Annotated in this window: 16 protein-coding genes and 3 pseudogenes; 9 read left to right on the top strand and 10 right to left on the bottom strand. The window is 62.6% G+C overall.

What is annotated here, in order from left to right; translation table 11 throughout:
- The first annotated feature begins 195 nt into the window (after window positions 1-195).
- Together ABEI27_RS09240 and ABEI27_RS09235 are read left to right on the top strand one after the other, a co-directional pair.
- Window positions 196-1,701: a methyl-accepting chemotaxis protein gene (locus ABEI27_RS09240; RefSeq protein ID WP_375799110.1), complete on the top strand. Its 1,506-nt coding sequence runs from the start codon at window positions 196-198 to the stop codon at window positions 1,699-1,701.
- Complete coding sequence (locus ABEI27_RS09235; RefSeq protein ID WP_375799109.1) at window positions 1,701-2,411, top strand: bacteriorhodopsin; 711 nt, start codon at window positions 1,701-1,703, stop codon at window positions 2,409-2,411. Before ABEI27_RS09240 ends, ABEI27_RS09235 begins: the two co-directional genes overlap by 1 nt.
- A 64-nt stretch (window positions 2,412-2,475) precedes the next feature.
- Here ABEI27_RS09235 and ABEI27_RS09230 read toward each other — a convergent pair whose 3' ends face one another.
- The gene (locus ABEI27_RS09230) at window positions 2,476-3,801 is read right to left on the bottom strand and encodes a CoA-binding protein (RefSeq protein ID WP_375799108.1); all 1,326 of its coding nucleotides are present in this window, start codon (window positions 3,799-3,801) and stop codon (window positions 2,476-2,478) included.
- Window positions 3,802-4,104: 303 nt separating this feature from the next.
- On the opposite strand from ABEI27_RS09230, the gene ABEI27_RS09225 reads away from it, so the two are divergent.
- The 3 genes from ABEI27_RS09225 (at window position 4,105) to ABEI27_RS09215 (ending at window position 5,912) form a co-directional block, all read left to right on the top strand.
- Window positions 4,105-4,953: a hypothetical protein gene (locus ABEI27_RS09225; protein WP_375799107.1), complete on the top strand. Its 849-nt coding sequence runs from the start codon at window positions 4,105-4,107 to the stop codon at window positions 4,951-4,953.
- A 110-nt stretch (window positions 4,954-5,063) separates the two neighbouring features.
- Window positions 5,064-5,222, top strand: a complete 159-nt coding sequence (locus tag ABEI27_RS09220; protein WP_375799106.1) for an HVO_2142 family zinc finger protein — start codon at window positions 5,064-5,066, stop codon at window positions 5,220-5,222.
- 75 nt (window positions 5,223-5,297) lie between these two features.
- Window positions 5,298-5,912 (top strand): VOC family protein, encoded by a 615-nt coding sequence (locus tag ABEI27_RS09215; protein ID WP_375799105.1) that lies wholly within the window; start codon window positions 5,298-5,300, stop codon window positions 5,910-5,912.
- Window positions 5,913-6,074: 162 nt separating this feature from the next.
- Here ABEI27_RS09215 and ABEI27_RS09210 read toward each other — a convergent pair whose 3' ends face one another.
- Window positions 6,075-7,112, bottom strand: coding sequence for a zinc-dependent alcohol dehydrogenase family protein (locus tag ABEI27_RS09210; RefSeq protein ID WP_375799104.1), 1,038 nt, complete (start codon window positions 7,110-7,112; stop codon window positions 6,075-6,077).
- A gap of 215 nt (window positions 7,113-7,327) precedes the next feature.
- Here ABEI27_RS09210 and ABEI27_RS09205 point away from each other — a divergent pair, with 215 nt between their 5' ends.
- Entirely contained in the window at window positions 7,328-8,119 is a 792-nt protein-coding gene (locus ABEI27_RS09205) for a hypothetical protein (RefSeq protein ID WP_375799103.1), read from the top strand.
- Between the two features lie 19 nt (window positions 8,120-8,138).
- Here ABEI27_RS09205 and ABEI27_RS09200 read toward each other — a convergent pair.
- From ABEI27_RS09200 to ABEI27_RS09175, 6 genes and pseudogenes are all read right to left on the bottom strand, one after another.
- Window positions 8,139-8,972: pseudogene (locus tag ABEI27_RS09200) on the bottom strand (ribonucleotide-diphosphate reductase subunit beta).
- 10 nt (window positions 8,973-8,982) lie between these two features.
- Entirely contained in the window at window positions 8,983-9,105 is a 123-nt protein-coding gene (locus tag ABEI27_RS09195; RefSeq protein WP_375799102.1) for a hypothetical protein, read from the bottom strand.
- Between the two features lie 13 nt (window positions 9,106-9,118).
- Window positions 9,119-9,955, bottom strand: a complete 837-nt coding sequence (locus ABEI27_RS09190; RefSeq protein WP_375799111.1) for an ABC transporter ATP-binding protein — start codon at window positions 9,953-9,955, stop codon at window positions 9,119-9,121.
- A 263-nt stretch (window positions 9,956-10,218) separates the two neighbouring features.
- Window positions 10,219-10,728, bottom strand: a pseudogene (locus ABEI27_RS09185) (FecCD family ABC transporter permease); the annotation flags it as partial.
- A 981-nt stretch (window positions 10,729-11,709) separates the two neighbouring features.
- Window positions 11,710-12,342 (bottom strand): annotated as a pseudogene (locus ABEI27_RS09180) (FecCD family ABC transporter permease); the annotation flags it as partial.
- Between the two features lie 39 nt (window positions 12,343-12,381).
- Window positions 12,382-13,575 (bottom strand): ABC transporter substrate-binding protein, encoded by a 1,194-nt coding sequence (locus ABEI27_RS09175; RefSeq protein WP_375799101.1) that lies wholly within the window; start codon window positions 13,573-13,575, stop codon window positions 12,382-12,384.
- Between the two features lie 175 nt (window positions 13,576-13,750).
- Here ABEI27_RS09175 and ABEI27_RS09170 point away from each other — a divergent pair, with 175 nt between their 5' ends.
- Entirely contained in the window at window positions 13,751-15,052 is a 1,302-nt protein-coding gene (locus ABEI27_RS09170; protein WP_375799100.1) for an MgtC/SapB family protein, read from the top strand.
- 71 nt (window positions 15,053-15,123) lie between these two features.
- On the opposite strand, the gene ABEI27_RS09165 is transcribed toward ABEI27_RS09170, so the two are convergent.
- On the bottom strand, window positions 15,124-15,609 hold the full coding sequence (locus tag ABEI27_RS09165) for a DUF892 family protein (protein ID WP_375799099.1): 486 nt from the start codon (window positions 15,607-15,609) through the stop codon (window positions 15,124-15,126).
- A gap of 5 nt (window positions 15,610-15,614) precedes the next feature.
- On the bottom strand, window positions 15,615-16,205 hold the full coding sequence (locus ABEI27_RS09160; RefSeq protein ID WP_375799098.1) for a hypothetical protein: 591 nt from the start codon (window positions 16,203-16,205) through the stop codon (window positions 15,615-15,617).
- Window positions 16,206-16,375: 170 nt separating this feature from the next.
- Between ABEI27_RS09160 and chrA the strand changes: the two genes are divergently transcribed.
- Window positions 16,376-17,734, top strand: a complete 1,359-nt coding sequence (gene chrA, locus ABEI27_RS09155; RefSeq protein WP_375799097.1) for a chromate efflux transporter — start codon at window positions 16,376-16,378, stop codon at window positions 17,732-17,734.
- A gap of 55 nt (window positions 17,735-17,789) precedes the next feature.
- Window positions 17,790-19,154, top strand: coding sequence for an MFS transporter (locus tag ABEI27_RS09150; RefSeq protein ID WP_375799096.1), 1,365 nt, complete (start codon window positions 17,790-17,792; stop codon window positions 19,152-19,154).
- Window positions 19,155-19,267 lie beyond the last annotated feature (113 nt).

Genomic DNA, 19,267 nt, shown 5'->3' with positions numbered 1-19,267 from the left:
CCGGCCCTTGGCTCTCAAAACATATTCTAGCGGAATAAACGTCTCCAATGACATCCAATCACCACGCGATCAGACCACCAGTCGTAGAACGACGCCCGGTAGGTGTCAGTATCAGAGAACAGGATCTGATAGTCCATTATCACCACTGATAGCCCGACGCTGTCTCTTATATATGTGTGATGATACAGACGGCGTATGGTCGTATCGATGATTCGGAGGAGTTACGGAGCAAAACTTGGCGTCGCATACGTCGCCACGGGGGCCCTTATCATCGCAGTTGGGGTCGCGACGAGCGACGTGACGTCTACAATCGTCGCCGGTATCGCAGGGCTGCTCACACTCGGGTCGATCAACGCCGCTGAGAGCGTGGCGAGTGTAAAAGAACTCTCGAAGCAGACCGAGAAAGTAGCCGAAGGAAACCTCGGCACGACGGTCGCGTCGACACGAACTGACGAGTTCGGGCAACTCGCACAGGACATCGACGATATGCGCCAGTCGCTGAACGAGCGGATCTCACAGGTCGAGACGGCGCAAACCGAGGCGCAGAAGATGACCGACGAGTACCGGCAGATCGCCCAACGGTACGGTCAGACAATGGAACGAGCGGCTACCGGTGATCTGACCCAGCGACTGGACACAGGGACAGAGAACGAGGCGATGGAAACCATCGCAGTCGCGTTCAACAGGATGATGAACGACCTCGAAGAAACGGTCCAGACGGTGGCAGACGTCTCGACAAAGGTCGAGGCGACGACCGAGGAGATCACGACGGCCACCCGCGACGTGGAAGACCGCGTCTCGGGGGCCGTCGACCGTTCCGAGGAGATCAAAAACGGGGCCAGCGAACAGCAGTCGCAACTCGAATCGGTCGCAGCCGACATCGGTGAAGTGAGCGCGTCGGCCGAGGAGATCGCCGCGACAGTTACCAGTCTTTCAAAACGCAGCAGCGAGGTGGCAACGGCGAGCGGCGACGCACAGGACTCGGCCGAGTCGGCGCTCGACCAGATGGACCTGATCGAAGACGACGTCGAACAGACCGTCGAGCAGGTCGAAGCACTCCGCGAGACCGCAAGCGAGATCACCGAGATCACCGACATCATCTCTGACATCGCCGAGCAGACGAACGTGCTCGCGCTGAATGCCTCTATCGAGGCCGCCAGAGCCAGCGGGGGCAATGGCGTCGGGGACGGCTTCGCGGTCGTCGCTGACGAAGTGAAGTCGCTTGCGGAGAAGACCCAGTCGCGAGCGGACGATATCGCCGAGATGGTCAACGAAGCGACCGACCAGACCGAGGCAGTGACGAAGTCCATCCAGCGGACGCGTGACCGTGTCCGCACCGGTTCCGACACCGTCGAATCCGCGCTGAGCGACATCGAGACGATCGCCGACTCGGTCGATGAGATCTCCAACTCGCTGGAGGACATCGACCAGACAACCGACCGACAGGCCGAGACCATCCAGTCGACGGCGACGACCGTCGACGACGTCACGTCGATCAGCGACCAGACGGCGACGAACGCGACGGAAGCGGTCGAGGTGATCCGCTCCGAGCAAGAGGTGATCGGGTCGGTTTCCGACTCGATGTCGGAGTTCCGCGACACCGCCGTCGCGCGGTTGCAAACTCAAATCGATACGTTCACTATCTCCCAGCAGCCGACCAGTGCCAGTCCCGCGAGCGCCCTCGCAGGAGGTGACGACTGATGGAGCCATCGACGCTGGCCCATTGGGCTGCGACCGCCGCCTTCGCCGGCGGAACGGCGATAGCCGCCCTGCTCTACAAATCCGTGGGAGAGAGCGAAGCACGCTCGTGGCTCGCGTACATCGCAATCATCCCCGGGTTCGCCGGACTCTCGTACATCGGGATAGCGCTGGGGATCGGGACAATCTCGGTCAACGGGACCCAGTTCGTCGGCCTCCGGTATCTCGACTGGATCGTGACGACCCCACTACTGGTGGGGTTCGTTGGCTTCGTGGCCGGCGCGTCACGGCGCACCATCGCTGGCGTGATGATCGCCGACGCGCTAATGATCGTCTTCGGCGCCGGGGCAGTCCTCACCACTGGGCTCACCAAGTGGGCGTTCTTCGGAATCTCGTCGCTGTTCCACCTCTCGTTGTTCGCCTGGCTCTACTATGTCTTCCCCAAGCAGGTGCCGGACAACCCGCGTCAGATCGGGTTGTTTAGCCTACTGAAGAACCACATCGGGCTGCTGTGGCTCGCTTACCCGTTCGTCTGGCTTATGGGTCCGGCGGGTCTGGAGTACGTCACGCTCGCCGGGGCGGATCTCACGTTTGTCTTCCTGGACGTGATGGCGAAGGTGCCCTACGTCTACTTCTTTTATGCACGACAGTCCGTGTTTCAGGACGGCGTCATCAGCGCCGGCAAAGAGCGGTCCGTCGCACCGGCCGACTGACTCCGTCCCTACGACTCTCCGGGGCCTGGAATCTTCGTGGCTGACCTGGCGGCCGCGAGGTGACTCAGCGTGCCGAATCAACGAGCACCGACGTGGCGTACGCCCCGCGCTCCGGGGCATCGAACGTCGGAATCCCGAGTTCCTCCATCCGTTTTCGATCCGGTTCGAGCGGCTCATACGGACCGGCGACGGTGAAGACGATCGGCTTGTCGACCTCTTCAGAGAGCGTTTCGAGTTCGTCGACCGGGTAGCCGAGCGAGTGTTCGAAGATCTCGTAGACGAGCACGATGTCGACGGTGTCGTCCCGGGCGACCGTGTCGATGACCTCGCCGAACGCGGGCATCGGTCGGCCCGTATCGACGGGATTCTCGTCGTAGGTGAACCCGAGGAGCAGGTCGTCGAGTCGCTCTTGGGTCCCAGCGGTCAGTTCGGGGAAGGTAGCTCCTCGCTCTGCGAGGTAGTCGGCCATCATAATACCGGGGCCAGCCTGTGCGGTGACAAGACCGACGTTAGGGCCTTTGGGGGTGGGCGACTTCGCGAGTACCCGACTCGCATCGAGGAGTTCCGTCACCGAATCGGCCATCGCCCCGCCGTTGGTGGTGAGGATCTCCTCGTAGCGTTCGTACGTCTGGTTCGGTGCGGCCGTGTGCGCCTGCACGAAGTCGCGCATCCGGTTGCCTGATTTGAGCGCGACGATCGGGGTGGTCGCGTCCGAGACGACCTCGGCGAACTCGTCGATCTCGGTCGTTCCCTCGATGTGGAGTCCGATCGCCTTCGTCTGGGGATCTTCGTCGAGCTTCGGGATGACGTCAGCGAAATCAGTGTTCACGCGGTTTCCCAGCCCGTACATCCCGGAGATGCCGTACCCCTCCCGTTCCAACTGGAACGTCGCCGTCACGCCGACACCGCCGCTCTGGGCGACTACCGCGACGTCACCCTGCTCGATCTCGTCGAAGCCGGGGACGAACGAACTGAAGATGTTCTTGTGGGGCATGATGTGGCCGGCCGTGTTCGGACCCAGAACCGCGATGTCGTACTCCTCGGCCACCTGTCTGATCTCCGTCTGCCGCGTTTCGCCTGCCTCACCGGCCTCTGCGAAACCACCGGCGAAGACGACCGCGGCCCCGACGCCGGCCTGTCCGCAGTCTTCGATGACTCCCGGGGTCGCCGGGGCCGGGACACAGCAGAGTGCGAGGTCGGCGTCGGTCTCGACCACAGAGTCGACGAACTCGTATCCGTAGACCGTTCCGTCGGCCGACGGGTTCACCGGATAGACGGGGCCGTCGAACTCTTTCGCGTTCGCCATTGCGTCGTTACCCAGTTTCCCCGGCGTCGCCGACGCCCCGATGACCGCGATACTCTGTGGATCCAATAAATCCGAAATTCCCATAGGAAGACCATCGGATAGATGCCCAAGTAGACTTCGAAGCGACGCATATCTAACGATTAATAATGGTGAACTGTGCCCGTCTCGGCGCTTCCCTCGGTACCTCCTCGCGTGTGCTGGGTCGTCGCTGCCGACTGAACACGGTTGGTCCACAGGCGCACTAACTTCGTCGCGTCCGTGCTGAAATCGCATCACAGACCGGGGGGTCAGTAGAGAGCGTGCCTCGATGCTCTCGCCGGATCTCGCGGTTCTCACTCGTCTGCGAAAACGGTAACCGTTATACGCCACCTGGTCAAATCCGGAGATATGCAACGACGTGCCGCGGCGATTTACGTCGCACTCTTCATCGTCATCGGTGCGGCCTCGTACTCCCTTGTCGCGACGGCGCAGGCGCCACACGTCGAGTTCCAGAATCCGGAGTACGAGCTCGCGCAGGGTGACCAGTTCCAAGTCGGTGGACAGACGTACACGGCTTCGAGCATCTCTACCTCCGAGCAGGGCGGCGGCCACGGTGGCGCGGCGACGACCGTCGTCGAGGGCGAACTGCGGTACACCAACGACTCGGCGCGATACACCGCGACGTGGGAGAACAACACCACACAGAGTTACGACGGCCAGGAGTGGCGCGTTCTCGTCGAAAACGCCTCTGAGCCAACGTCGTTCACGCTCCGTGAAGACCTCAACGAGACGGCGATCCTACAGGACGACCCCGATGCCAGCAACGAGATGGTGACCCAGAACGGTACCCAGTACGTCGTGATCAACGGGTCGGAGCTCGTGCCCGCCACTGAGTACTTCCCCGAACCAGGGACGCGGACGTACGCCCAGGGCGACGGCCTCGACTACCAGGGCAACGCTTCCACCGTCGCCTCCGTGACCACGGAGTCGGTCACGCTGGCGTGGAACGCACCTCGAACGAACACGATCGGCGTCGGTAACCACGACAACGTCACTCTCAGCGGCGAGACGTACCTCGCACACTTCCCGGACGAGTCGACGCTGCAGTTGACTCAGGACTTCGAGAGTTACAACCAGCAGACTCAGGAGATCGACCAGTACACCCTCCACAAGAACGGCCTCTGGGGCGTGAGTATCCTTTCGTTCCTCACGGCGGTCTTTATGATCGGCTTCGCGTATCTCCCTTCGCGGTACTGAGCGCCCCCGCCTTTTGATGCGGTTCGTCGATTTGACCTCGGTTAGTAATGTGGATTAACGATCATCATCAATCGCAACTGTAATATGTGTGGGTCACTCTCTCTCACCGTATGTCGATTCAGCGACCGTCCCGTGTCGACGACCAGTGGTGTCCCGATTGCGGCGAGGAGATGTCGTTCACGGGCGTCCAACCAGCAGGCTACGCGCAGTTCTTTTGTGATCAGTGCCGGTACCGTCGAGATACGTTCGTGGGGACGACCGCTGACTGATCGCGGGACGCCGACGCTGCGCGGTGACACTGGTGTCACTCCGTTCTTTATGCCTGTGGCGGTGCTATGAGTGGTATGAGCGACGAAACGCCAGTCACTGCTGAGAAGCCCGACAGCCCGTTTCGCACGACGGGCACCGATCACATCACTATCTGGGGCAGTAACGAGGAAGACACCGTCGCGTTCTACCGCGACCTGCTCGGAATGCCGCTCGTCCTGCGACAACCGAATCTCGACGACCCGTCACAGACGCACCTGTTTTTCGACACCGGCGACGGCCGCATTCTTACGGTGTTCGTCGGCGACCGCGCTTCAAACCACGGGCCGCAGCGTGGCGGCACGGGGTCGGTTCACCACCTCTGTTTCAGTATCGCGCCCGAGGACTTCGAGGACGTCGCCGCCGCTCTTGACGACGCTGGCCGCGACTACAACGTCTTCGACCGCGGGATCTTCTTCTCGCTCTACACTCACGACAACAACGGCCTCGTGATCGAACTGTCCACCGACAAGTACGACGTCCCTGACGACCGCCGGGGCGAGGTGCTCGCGAAGGCCCAAGAACTCCGCGTCGAAGACGGAGCGGACTACGCCAAAGACGAGCACATAAAAGCCGCCCTCGAAGAACTTGGACTCGATGCGACGGCGTACGACCTCCCCGATGCGGCCTCGGGCGTCGGCGGCGTCGAGTAGGTGAGACGCCCGGCGACCACATCCAGTAGCCGAGACGGCCGGCGACGACGCCGAATGTGCGAGATATCCAGCGACGATACTGGATAGACCTGAAGAATAACGTCAACGCCGGGCAGGTCTGCGGGATGACCTCAACGTCGATTCTGCGCCCCGAACGGACGCTCACACCTCGACGAGTACTTTGATGGCCTCGCGCTCGTCCATCGCGCGGTATCCCGCTTCGACGTCTTCCAGATCGACCGTCTTGGTGAACACCGGCGCGGGATCGAGCGTTCCCTGTAGCACGTCGGCCATCAGTTCCTCCGCGTACGCACGCACTGGAGCGACGCCGCCCCGCAGTGTGACGTTGTTACCGAAGAACGAGAAGAGGTCGAGGCCTCCATCGAGGCCGTGCGGGACGCCGACGTAGCCGACGGTGCCGCCCGGTTGGCAGACCTCCGCTGCCGTCTCCATCGACGACGCAGCGCCGACGCACTCGGCGACGTGCGACGCCCCGCCGTCGGTGAGGTCCAGCACACGGTCGATGGCCGCCTGGCCGCGCTCGGATATGACGTCGGTCGCCCCGAACTCCTCGGCGACCGCTAGGCGGTCCGCGTGGTGACCCACGGCGACGATTCGCGACGCGCCACGCCGGCGCGCAGCGAGGACGGCACACAACCCCACGGCGCCGTCGCCGACGACCACGCACCCATCTCCGGCATCGACGCCGGCGCTCACGATCGCGTGATGGCCCGTCCCCATCACGTCGGTAAGCGGCAAGAGCGACCGGAGGGCGTCCTCGTCGTCGGCGTAGCGATCCGGCACCCGGACGAGCGTCCCGTCGGCGTCGGGACAGCGGACTTTCTCGCCCTGGGCACCGCTGTTGTCGCCGCCCCAACTGTCCCCCTCAATGCAGGAGGTGTGCAACCCCTTTCGACAGAACTCACAGGAGCCACAACTGATCTTGAACGGCGCGAATACCCGATCCCCGGGCGCTACTGAGCGGACGTCGTCGCCGACGGCCTCGACGATCCCCATCGGTTCGTGACCGACTGTCGACCCCGGATCGCGGTCGCTCTCGCCGCGGTAGAACCACAGGTCCGACCCGCAGACGGCAGTGTGCGTCACTCGAACGAGCGCCTCGTCCGGGCCGTCCAGTTCCGGTTCGGGAACGTCTTCGACACGGACGTCTCGCGGCCCGTGATAGACTGCTGCGCGCATACCGACACTCCGACAGGCGCGAGCAAAAACCCGGGGATCGACCGCGCCGGTACCGCGCAGCGAAAAGATTATACGATAATTTAGGTATACCTAAACTATGAACGAGGCAGAATCGCCCGCGTGGATCGGACGGATTGCCGCCGCGCCGCGCCCGGGGTCTCGACGGTCGCGTCTGGGACTTCGCCGATTGCACTCAGCGCGGGAGGGGCGTTGCCGTGCCTGACGTCACGGTCGCCGTCTCGGACCTGACCGACGCGCGCCAGCACGTCCGGGGGGAGCGACGCGCCACCGAGCGCCAGCACCAGGCCTTCGAGCAGTTCCGACAGACGGTCGTCGAGACCGACCCGGTCTCGGCTGCCGGCGTCGAGGCACGCCCGACGTCGTCCGGTTGGACGGCCGGTGCTACCGGAACGACTGGCGACCGATGTCGTCGGATCCGCTCGGCCTTCGAAGAGCAGGTCGTCCCCCACGTCGACGTGACGGTGTCGGCCGGGGTGCGCGGCGCGCTGGCGAGCGAACTGAGCACCGAAGTCGCTGTCGCGCTCGCCGCCGAGGGCGGTGGAAACCGGTTCACTGCGCCGTTGCGTCAGGCGATCCTCGATCACGTGAGCCAGCGCCTCGCGGAGAGCCGAGTGATGCTCCGGGCGCTCGCCCGCGAGCGATCGTCGCTGGACGATGTGATCGAGGCACTGAAACGTGCTGACCGCTCGCTCCCCTCGGCGGACGATTCGACGCTACTCCTGGCCGACGACGGCGAACTGTGGGACCGCCGCACGTCGGCGGTGAATCTCGCGGACGAACTCGAGACGGCGCTCCGCGCGCGTCAGTCCACGCTGGACGCCGTGACCGCCGCTGACGTGAAGGCGGGCATCTCTCACGACACGGTCGTCGAGTACCTCTTCGGTGACTGCGACACCACGTATCCGGCGCTCGACGCGCTCCTCCGCGGGATCCGAGAGTGTCGGCGGCGGCGCGACCGGCTCGAAGACGCAGTCGGTGCCCAGTAACGGTTTTACAGGGTCGCCTCTACCACTCGAGAGACCCGCCGCTTTGGTACTCGGTCACCTGCGTCCCGAAGACGTTCTTCTCCTTGTCGAGATCGGCCGTCTCGCTCATCCACGGGAACCGATTGTCCGTCTCGCAGCTCTCTTCAAGATCGAGTTGGCCGAGCCGGCGGTCTGTGTCCTGCTCGACGTGCTCGGAGAACTGCTCGGGGCCCCATTCCGGGGACGTCTTCGGGGCAGGCCTCGCGGGCGTAGTGCTGTTCGAGATCGACCGCGGTCTCGACGAGGTCGCGCACCTCGCGGCCGAACTCCTCGGTCCACGTCTCGGAGTGCTCCCGACGGATCTGATTGGTCAGATCGACGCCGAAGCCCACGAGATCCCGCAATAGGCCTCGAACGTCTTCGGTTCGTTTCAGCTGGAACTCCCGGTCGTCGAGGCTCCGCGTGAGACCGACGACGAACTCGTCTTTCGGCTCGATCGACGGGATGCGGTCGTACATCCCGTAGAGGCACTCGGGATCGAACCCGAGCGAGTCACCGCAGCAGATGAAGATGTCCGCGTCGATGGCCTCCTCGTAGGCCTGTCTGAGGAGGTACTGTCGGCACTCTCGTACAGCGCGAGCACGATATTGTTCGCCGTCAGCGACCCCGCCGTCGAGAAGAATCCGAGGCTCCACTCGACGAGTCGCCGCTCGGAGTTGGTGAGGTCGTCGCCATTCGACTGGGTGATGTCGTCCTGCATCGGGACCTCTTCGGGAACTCAGTTGTTGGCGATGCCGGCGCGGTAGCACTCGCACGCCCAGTCGTAGTTGATCAGCAGGGTCGTGTTCGGTTTCGTTCTCGAGTAGTGGCACACTGTATACTCCTCACTGCCAGGCTTCGCAGGTCGGGTCTTCGACGCCCGGAAGGTCGTTGTCGGCACCGGGCCCACTCGCGCCGCGCGCAACGCGCCTGTGCCGCCCCCCGTAGTCGAGTCTTTGTGCCGCCATCTCTCACGCCGGCCTACTCGTCGCCGAGTGCACGGTACGGGGCGACGTGCGGTCCCGTCGGGGCGTTGCTGTCGACGCTGGCTTCCACCTGGAACACGTCAGAGAGGAGTTCTTCGGTGACGACGTCCCGGGGGGGACCCCAGTCGTACGGCTCCCCCGCTTTCATCGCGACGAGGGTGTCGGCGAAGCGCGCGGCCTGCCCGATGTCGTGGAGCACGACGCCGACCGTGACGCCCTGTTCGCGGTTGAGCGTCCGGATCACCTCCATCACGCGGAGTTGGTGATGGAGGTCCAGATGGGTCGTCGGCTCGTCGAGGAGCAGGACGTCGGTCTCCTGTGCGAGAGTCATTGCGATCCACGCGAGTTGCTTCTGGCCGCCGCTGAGGTTCTTCAGTTCGGTATCGCGGAGGTCCTCGACGCCCGCCAGGCCGATTGCGCGGTTGACCGCCCGGCGATCAGTCTCGTCGAGGGACTCGAAGACCCCCCGATGGGGGTACCGGCCGTGATACACCAGGTCCTCGACCGTGAGGCTCGTGGGTGAGTCGTGCTCCTGTGAGAGGAGACCGAGTCGCCGCGCGAGGTCTTTCGGATCAAGTGACTGGATCCGTTCGCCGTCAAGACGGATCTGCCCCGCGTCGGGCGCGAGTTGATCGGCCATCGTCTTCAGCAGCGTGCTCTTTCCGCTGCCGTTGGGACCGACGAGGGCGGTGACCTCGCCCGCAGGGAGGAGGACCATCTTGCACTCGACGACTGGTTCGTCGGTCGTCGGATAGCTGATTGCGAGGTCCTCCCCGCGCAGTTCGATTGCCGCAGGATGGTCTGCCGGCCCGTCCGCGGGATCTGACTGGATGTCGTCACCGACTCGCTCGCTGCGTCTGCTGTCCGCGTCGTGGCTCCCGGTTCCGCCGCTCTGGTCGTGCGGTTCTTTGCTGTTTCGTTCGTGGGCTTCCTTCTCGTTCCGCTGATCCGGTGCTCTCTCGTTCTGGTGCTCGGACTCTCTGTCGTTCCGTCTGTCCCTTCTATCGCTCCGTTCGTCGCCACACCGGCCGCTCGGCTCTTCACCGCGCTCCTCATCCGGTTCGCCGTTCTTCAGCCGTTCGAACGGGCTTCGCATCAGATTTCACCCAGCGCGTCCTGGCGCTGCATCAGATAGAGGAAGTAGGGGCCACCGAGCAGCCCAGTCACGATCCCGACCGGCACCTGCGTCGCGGAACCGAAGAAAACCTGTAGTCCGAGTCGCGCCCCGACGTCGGCGGCGATCATCAGTGCCGGCCCGGCGAAGAGACAGCCGACGACCAACCGACGGCAGTCGCTGCCGACGACGTTCCGAACCAGGTGCGGGACGATCAGTCCGACGAATCCGACGATGCCAGCGACAGCGATGCTCGCGGCGGCCGATAGCACCGCGATCCCCGAGAGGGCGAATCGGACCCGCTCGACCGACATCCCCAGCGATTTCGCGGTGCTCTCACCCAGCAGGAGGACGTTCAACTGTCGCGAACTCACGAGCGTGAGTCCCATCGCCGCGACGGTCCACGGCAGCGCCATCCGAACCTGCGCCCAGTCGGTGCCCGTCAGCGAACCGGTTGTCCAGGCGATGGCCGACTGAACGACACCGATGTCGCCACAGAGTGTCATAGAAGGGTTGCCACGGTGTTTCTTTCACGGTCTCACCGCCGAATCAGCCGTGAGAGATTGTATGCGGGTGCAATGTGTAGAATCGCGCGTGCTTCTAAGCAATCGGATTTGATGAAAGGGGAACTAAGACGAAATTGACTGCACGATGCTCTCCCCGACAATCAGCTTGTAGACTGCGAGTACTCCGACAACAGAAAACAAGACACCGAAAATGAGCGTGAGTACCCCAGGCTCATAGAACAGACTGTACAATCCTAATGCAAGAAACATCGCGGCCGAAATAGCCTGTGCTGGACGTGTTCCTCTAAAATTTTTTAGTTTGTCTACGATGGAGGGCATATATTTGATAAGTCAAATTATAACATTAGTATTTTGCCTACTAATACTGTCGGACAGAAGTTCGTGAATCATTTTGGCACCCACGAAGTGCCGATAATTCTCACATAGTTCTGTCCGACAGTATAAGCAGATTCGTGGTTAATGACTTTTCGCCAGCAGTTTCGACGTTATGACTGATAAGCGCCCTTACTGAACGATTCTCCGCTTTGATCTCACATCCGATCACGACGAATCCGCCGAGAGAACGAGTCTGCGTACTGAGATCTGCTATATGCACACAGCAAGTTGCAGAAGGAATACTGTCGTAGCTATTATGTGAATGAATGTCGCTTCCTATGTATATGCCCTCTGAGAAACAGTGCCCAGACTGTGACGAGCCATTAGAACGAATGAAGCTGAACGAAAGCCACGGACAGCCATCAATCGTTTCAACGGACGGTGGATTCTTTGACCAGCTGATGTCGGGGACGCTCACACCAGTTCCATATGTTTGCCCCGAGTGCAAGCGGACGTTGCTATATGCAGAAGAGTAAAATCGTTTGAGCTGTCGCTTGCCATTCTCACATCGAACAATCTGTGCTTCACCTGTACTGAGCGATTCCTGTTTGTGTGGGAAGCCTTCTATGACACCCTGATGTCGCCAGCGAAAAAGAACAGCCCCGTCTGTAACGACTGAAACACCGTGCCGACGATCACGCCGGCGAGGACGAGTCGCACGGGCGAGGTACCGCTCTTCCAGGCCACAGCGTAGACGAGGAGGAACGCTCCGGCTCCACCGACGGCCGCGATGAGCGGGAGGAACGCTGACAGCCCTGAGAAGACCACGAGCGTCAACAGAATCGCCAGCCCCGCCCCGGAGGAGACGCCCAGGATGAACGGGCTCGCGAGTTCGTTTCTCGTGACCGCCTGGAAGATCGCCCCAGAGACGGCCAGGTTCATCCCGACCAGCACGGCGACGAAGACGCGCGGCAGGCGGATGCTCCAGATGATGAGGCTCTCGTGGGTCATCTCCGGGAGCGTCCCGCCCGTGACGAACGCAGCCCAGACGTTCGGGTCGAGGACGATCCCGGGATCAAACACGGCCTGCCACGCACGGACCGCCGACATCGAGTACGACCCGAAACTCACCTGTATCAATGCACCGGCGACGACGACCAGTATGCTCCCGAGACAGAGCGTGAGCAGGGCGCTATCGAAACCGTGCAGCCACGACCTCGTCCGCCCGGCGTCGGCCGTCCTCGATCCGTCAGCCGTCGTCATCGGGCCACCTGCGACGCTCGGAACCGGGATCGCGGCACATCACTCGATGTCCCCGGTGACGACGTCGGCAACGCGCTGGCGATCGAACAGTTCCCCGTCGAACTCGTACAGTTCGCCTGCGAGCCGCTCGGTTACGACCAAGTTCGTGATGGGGCCCTGATACAGCGGGCCAGCGCGGTAGACGTCGTCGTTCGCGACGGCGGTGAGTTCGCTTGCGACCTCGTGCTGTCGCAGAGATTTGACGACCGTCTCGCGGAACTCTGCCCGCGATTTTGCCTCCTGCCCCCGGATCAGTAGGACCTCGGGGTCCACGTCGAGTAGCGTCTCGAAATCGATCGCCCCGCGGCTAGCGTAGAAGTCCTTCACGTCGCTGTTCGCCAGCGCGTCTCTCACTCCGAGATCGTTGAGATGCTTGAAACTCGTTCCCTCATCGATGACGTATGGGTAGAACGTCTCGGGCTGATCGCCGCCGCCCCAGACGACGGCGGCCGAGGGTCGGTCGCTGCGCGCGGGAATTACCGGGGCCAGTACCGCCTGGAAGTCGTCGTGGATGGCCTCAAACGCCTCGTAACGCTTGCCTTCCTGGAACACCTGTGAGAGTTTCTCGAAGGCCTCATACAGCGTGTAATACCGGTACTCCTCGTGCCAGGTGTAGTTCCGTGAGAAGCCGCTGTTGCCGAAGATCGGGCCGACCCGCGTGCGGAGTTCCTCGATATCGTCTTCGGTCCACTGACCGCGATTCAGGAGGAAGTTCGGATCGAACACGTGTACGTCGGCGCCCAGCGCGTAGAACTGTTCCTTCCCGACGCCGCCATCGCCCCACAGCTTCTGGATCTCACTCCCGTCGACGCTGACGCCGGGAATCCCGTCGTAGTACTGCGTGTGATAGCGGCTCGGCAGCCAGACAGCCGCCGGCGGCTCCTGTCCCAGTGCGATCCCCATGTCGGCCCAGCTCCCGTTGTTCGCGACCCACGTCTCCGGGACCGACTCGAGGGTGACCGTGCCGACGGGGACAATCTCGGCGCTGTAGGGTTCCCCATAGAACGTCTCGGTTCCGGTCCCGGTGTCGGCCACGGTTTGTGTGCCCATCGCCGTCGCCGTGGCGGGGTCCGCGTCGGCGCTCTCCGATTGGCCGCTACACCCCGCGAGTGCTCCTGCGGTCGCGATACCAACGCCGTACCGGAGGTATTCTCGCCGTGTCGTCCGCTCCGTCCTGCTTCGTTCGCGCGACATACTCTTAGGCCAGCCTAAATATTGAAGTCCCTTTCGAATTTTCGGCGAGCCTAAAACCGATGCCGACCGCTCAGTGCAAAAACTATATACTATACATAGATAACATATGTATACATATGACTATATTCGACGAGGTATCGCCAGCCACTACGAGCGTCCCCTTCGGGTGGTGACGATGGCCGCGTTCGGTACCGAGGCCATCCCGATCGACCCGAACGCCTTCCACCTCTTCGTCGCGGGCGCGCTGGGGATGTTGCTCGGTCTAGAACGCGAGTGGTCGAACAAGTCCGCAGGGATCCGGACCTTCACACTCACGAGTCTCCTCGGCGTCGCGGCGGCCACGGTCGGGGGCTCCGTTCTCCTGGCTATCGGGGGCCTTCTGGTCCTTGTGCAAGGAGTCCTCTTAGGCGCTCGGGGACTCCTCGCCGAAGCCAGAGATCCGGGTCGCTCCGCCGACCCGCCCGACGCTGGCGATTCTGCCGGCGATATCGGGAGTCTCGCACTCACGACGTCGACGTCGCTTCTCGTCGCGTACGTCGTCGGGGCCCTCGTCGGGAACGACTACGTCCTCGTGGCCGTCGTCATCGCGATCACGTCGTCGTTCCTGTTGGTGCTCCGCCGGGAACTGCACACGTTCGCCCACCGCCTCTCCCACCAAGAGGTCCGCAGCGCGGCGGAGTTCGCGATCATCGCGTTCGTCGTCTACCCCCTGTTGCCCCCCGGCACGTACGGCCCGTGGGACGCTATCGATCCTCGACTCATCTGGCTGCTCGTCATCGCGGTCAGCGGAATCGGCTTCGTGAACTACGCGCTGATGCAACGGTACGGTGGCCGAGGGATGCTCGCTACGGGCTTCTTTGGCGGACTGGTGAACTCCACCGCCGTCATCGGCGAGATCGCCAACCGGGCGAAGACGAACGCCGGGACGTTCGACCTCGCGATTGCGACGGTCCTGATCGCCGACGCCGCGATGGCTGTCCGGAATCTCGTCATCGTGGTCGCGTTCGTCCCGCAGTCGGCCTTCAGCGTCGGCCTCCCGCTCGGACTCATCGCCGTCGGCGGCGTGCTGTTGATGGGCTACGAGCGCGACTGGGGCGGAGAGATCGATCTTGATCTCGATTCGCCGTTCAACGGCACCAACGCGCTGACGTTCGGACTCCTGTTTCTCGTCGTCCTCGTCGTCACTGCGGGCGCACAGCAGACTTTCGGGACAGCGGGGTTCCTCGTGACGAGTTTTCTCTCGGGACTGCTCTCCAGCGGCGCCACCACCACGACGGCTGTCTCGCTCGCGAGTACCGGGCAGATCTCTCCTGCGATCGCCGCACAGGGCGTCCTCGCCGGGACGCTCGCCAGCATCCTCGTGAAAGTGTGGCTCGCGGTCGGTATCAATCGCGAACTGCTCCGTCCGATCGTCCTTCGCTCGACGTACCTCTCGCTTCTCGGACTGGTCGGTATCCTGGGCGTTCAGGTGCTCTGACGCCGCGCAGCCGCGCCGCGGTGTGCTTTCAGCGCCCTCTGCTGGGTGTCGGGGGGCTCCTCGCCGCAACCCTATCCATCGATGCGGCGGTCTTTGAGGAACTGCTGCATCCGCCCGAGAGCCGCCTGTGCCTCAGACCGGTTCACCTCCAAGTTCTCAGCCGTGGGCTCCGGGAGTTCGAGTTCCTCTGCGAGCAGCAGTAGTCGGTCCAAAAGCGTGATCTCGAGTCGTTCGTTGATCATCCCGATGCTGATCACGTCCAGATCCCGAAGGTCGTCGTCCTCGACTTCGGCCACGAACTGGTCTTTCTCGGCGAGTAGACCCTCCATAATCGGGCTTCCCTGCTCTCGGGGCTCCATATCGAGGACGGTGAAGATTTCCTCGATGCGGTCGATCTGACCGACCGTGTCGCCTTCGTGACCGCTGAAAATCGCTCGTACCTCGTCGCTCGCAGCGGCATCGGAGAGGTCGCCGTGGAGATCGAGAATTTCGATCTCGGCGTGGTAAAGTTTCCGGAGTTCGCGGTCGAACAGTTCCCGCTTCGAGGTGATTGACATCGCTGTCACACCCCCTCCATCTCCTCATCGGAGAGTTGCTCTCGCAGGCACTCTTCGACCACGTCGGTGTCGACAACGCCACTCTCCATCAGAAGATAGAGACTCCCAGGGGACAGGGGTTCGTCCGACTGCAGACCCTCAAGCAGTTCCGGGATCCCTACGTCCGTCGCATCGATGTCCAGTGAGACCGCATCGACGAGCAGCCCGTCCCGGTACCCGGCGCGACGAAGAGCGGTCGTGAACATCCGTTCCGGAATCGTTCTCTCCGCTGTCCCCCCCTCGCGCATCAGCGTTGCGATGCCGACCGTTCGGAGAAGAAACGCGAGTCCATCACGAACCCCGATCCGGAGGTCCTGATCCGCATTCTGCCACCGTCGGCCCCCGTCAGAGATCTCACCGAATATCTCGACCCACTCGTCATCATCGAGGTCATCGAGCAGAATCGAGAAATCGAGCATCGAGTTGTAGACGCGTTCGCGGATGTCGCGCCGGCGCTGATACCGCTGCTGTTTCGCGTGTTGCCCGTCGTAGACCTTCTCACCGGTCAACCACCGTCGGTCTTCGGTCGTCAGCATCGCGTTCTTGCGGCCGGTCATATGGGTCGTGATGGGGAGGGAGGGAGTAAAATCGGTCGAAAGTACATCAGATATACTATGCAGTAATAGGAATACTATTTACACTGGACCGAGAGCAGTAGGTGTGAACAGCATCGTGTCTCAAACAGTACTGAAAAACGTCAGACCACCTCTCGGTACGTGCTACGACGATGGCTGACGCGGAGATAACCGCCGCCGTCGAGGAGTACAGCGGGCAGGCGAGCCCGACGAAGCTCGTCGAGATCGCCCGCTACTTCCTGTTCATCGGAATCGTCGGATTCGGCGGCCCACTCGTCCACATCGCGATGATGGAAGACGACCTCGTCGGCGAGGACTCCCGCGGCTGGACCGACGAGTCGATTTTCATGGAGGGACTGGCGATCTGTAACATGCTTCCCGGGCCGGCGTCGACACAGCTTGGCATCTTTATGGGCTGGATTCGCGCCGGCAACCCGGGTGCCCTGGTCGCCGGCTTCTTCTTCATGCTCCCGACGTTCGTCCTCGTCGTCTTCTTCTCGTGGCTGTACTTCGCCTACCAGACGCTTCCAGCCGTCGAAGCAGCGTTCTACGGAATCAATCCTGTCGTCATCGGGCTCATCGTCGGCGCCGCCTACTCGATGGCACAGAGCGCCCTCGCCGATGGTCAAGACCACGCCGAATTCAGTATCGGTTCAGATACCTGGTCAATCGACTTCCTATTAGTCGCACTTCTCGTGGCTGCGATCGTCGCGACGGCGACGGTAAACCCGAACCCGGTCCTCGAATTCATCATTGCTGGACTCATCGCTGTCGCACTCTATCGATCGGACTGGGTGCGAGCAAACGTGAAGCGAATCACCACGACTGGCGCCGTGACAGCCGTCCTCGGTGGGCTATATGCGCTCCGAGGTCGCGTACTCGAGCTGGTCGGCCCACGCATCCGGACCGCCATCGAGGCAAGTCCACTCTGGGGGATTGCCCTCGCCCTCTGGGCGAACCCGTGGGTGAAGCTGTTCCTCTTTATGCTCTACACGGGGTCGTTCATCTACGGCGGCGGGCTCGTCCTCATTCCGTTCATCGAGAAGTACGTCGTCAACGAGTTCGCGTGGATGACCGCTCGAGAGTTCGTCGATGGCATCGCCATCGGTCAACTGTCGCCCGGTCCCGTCGTGATGACGACGGCGTTCGTCGGCTACAAACTGTTGCTGGACGCCTCCGGCGGTGTCGTGTGGATCGCGATCCTGGGAGCGCTGGTCGCCACAATCGGTGCGTTCGGCCCGTCGTTCGTGTTCATTATGGGCTTCTTCCCGTACTTCGCGCGGGTTCGCGAGAACGACGTGATCCAGACTGCGTTGACCGGCGTCAACGCCGCCGTCGTCGGCGCCATCCTCGGTGCGACTGTCACGCTCGCCGCGGAATCGTTCGTGGATATCTTCACTGTCGCCCTCGCCGCCGTCACGTTCGGGTTGTTCGTCCGCGGCACCCACGCGGCGTATCTGATTCTGGGCGGCGGCGGAATCGGTACGGCGTGGTACTTCCTGGTCCTATGACAGACCGACAACTCACCAACCACGAACTCACACGACGCTCGACACGAAGACGACTATGAGTCAGGACCAAATCACGGTTGAGACGGACGAATCGAGCCCGTTGGATACGTTTCGGCAGTTCTTCGCCCTCGAACGCGACGTGCTGGTGCTATCGCTGGCGATGTTCGCGTTCAGTCTCGGCTTCCAGATGACCAACCGGTTCCTCCCCGAGTACATCGTCGCGCTCGGGGCATCGGGAATTGTAGTCGGCCTCTTCGGAACCGTCGGCAACGTCGTCTCGGCGGTGTTCCCGTATCCCGGCGGGGCGATCTCGGATCGCATCGGATCGCGGTATGCACTGACGCTGTTCGGGTTGATTTCGACGCTCGGATTCGGGGTCTGGCTCGTCGCGCCAAATCTGGGCGCGATCACCGTCGCCGGGGTCACGATCCCGTCTTGGATCTGGATCTTCGCCGGTCTACTGCTCGCGCAAGGGTGGAAGTCGTTCGGCCTGGGCGCGACGTTCGCGGTCGTCAAGCAAGCGACGGAGCCCTCACGATTGGCCGCCGGTTTCGCCAGCACCGAGACGTTCCGCCGGACGGCGTTCCTCATCGGCCCGGTACTTGCGGCCGTCCTGATCGGCTTCCATCCGAACTTCACGGTGAGTTTCCAGTCCGTCCTCGCCGTGGCTGTCGTCTTCGGCACTGTCGGGACCGTCGCCCAGCACGTCCTCTACGACGCCAGCGAGGACTCGATCGGCGACTCCTTTGAGGGTATTGAGCAAGTCAGACGGGACCTGCGTGAGATGCCTGAACCGCTCCGCCCACTGCTCGTCGGCGACACGCTCGTCCGATTTGCAAACGGGATGGTATACGTTTTCTTCGTGCTGGTGATCACGCAGTTCTACGAGGTCGGGTTCGAGACGACACTCTCGCTGGCCGGCTTCTCGTACGGCATCGATCTCTCGCCGGAGGCGTTCTTTGGCTATCTGCTCGGGATCGAGATGCTGATCGCACTTCTCTCGATGACGCCGGCCTCGAAGGCCGCCGAACGTGTCGGGCTCAAGCCAGTCGTCGCACTCGGATTCGCGGTCTACGCCCTCTTTCCCGTCGTGCTCATCAGCGGACCGGAGGTCCTCGCCCCGGTGATGCCGCTCTCGTGGGCGATGATCCTCATTTTCGCGTTCTCCGGGCTTCGGTTCGCCGGCTTGCCCTCGCACAAGGCGTTGATCGTCGGCCCCGCTAAGCAAGGTGCTGGGGGGCGCGTCACCGGCACGTACTATCTCCTGCGAAACACGGTCGTCATCCCGAGTGCCGCGCTCGGCGGCTATCTCTGGGAGTTTGTGAGTCCGGAAATCGCGTTCACGATCGCAGCGGTGATCGGCGTCGTTGGGACCGGCTACTTCCTCGCGTTCGGAGAGGAGTTTGAAGCCTACGTGTAGCGATATCTCCTCACCACATCTCCCCGCTGGTACATCGCAACTGGGATGAGTCTTCCTCACGCCGACGAAGAGGAAGTCGTCTACCGACGTATCACCGTCCAGCCTGCACTCGT

Origin of the sequence: Halobellus sp., from assembly GCF_042218505.1 — an archaeon.
GTDB lineage: Archaea > Halobacteriota > Halobacteria > Halobacteriales > Haloferacaceae > Haloquadratum.
The sequence above is the reverse complement of the archived record's forward strand: the minus strand, read 5'-3'. Positions and strand labels throughout refer to the sequence as shown.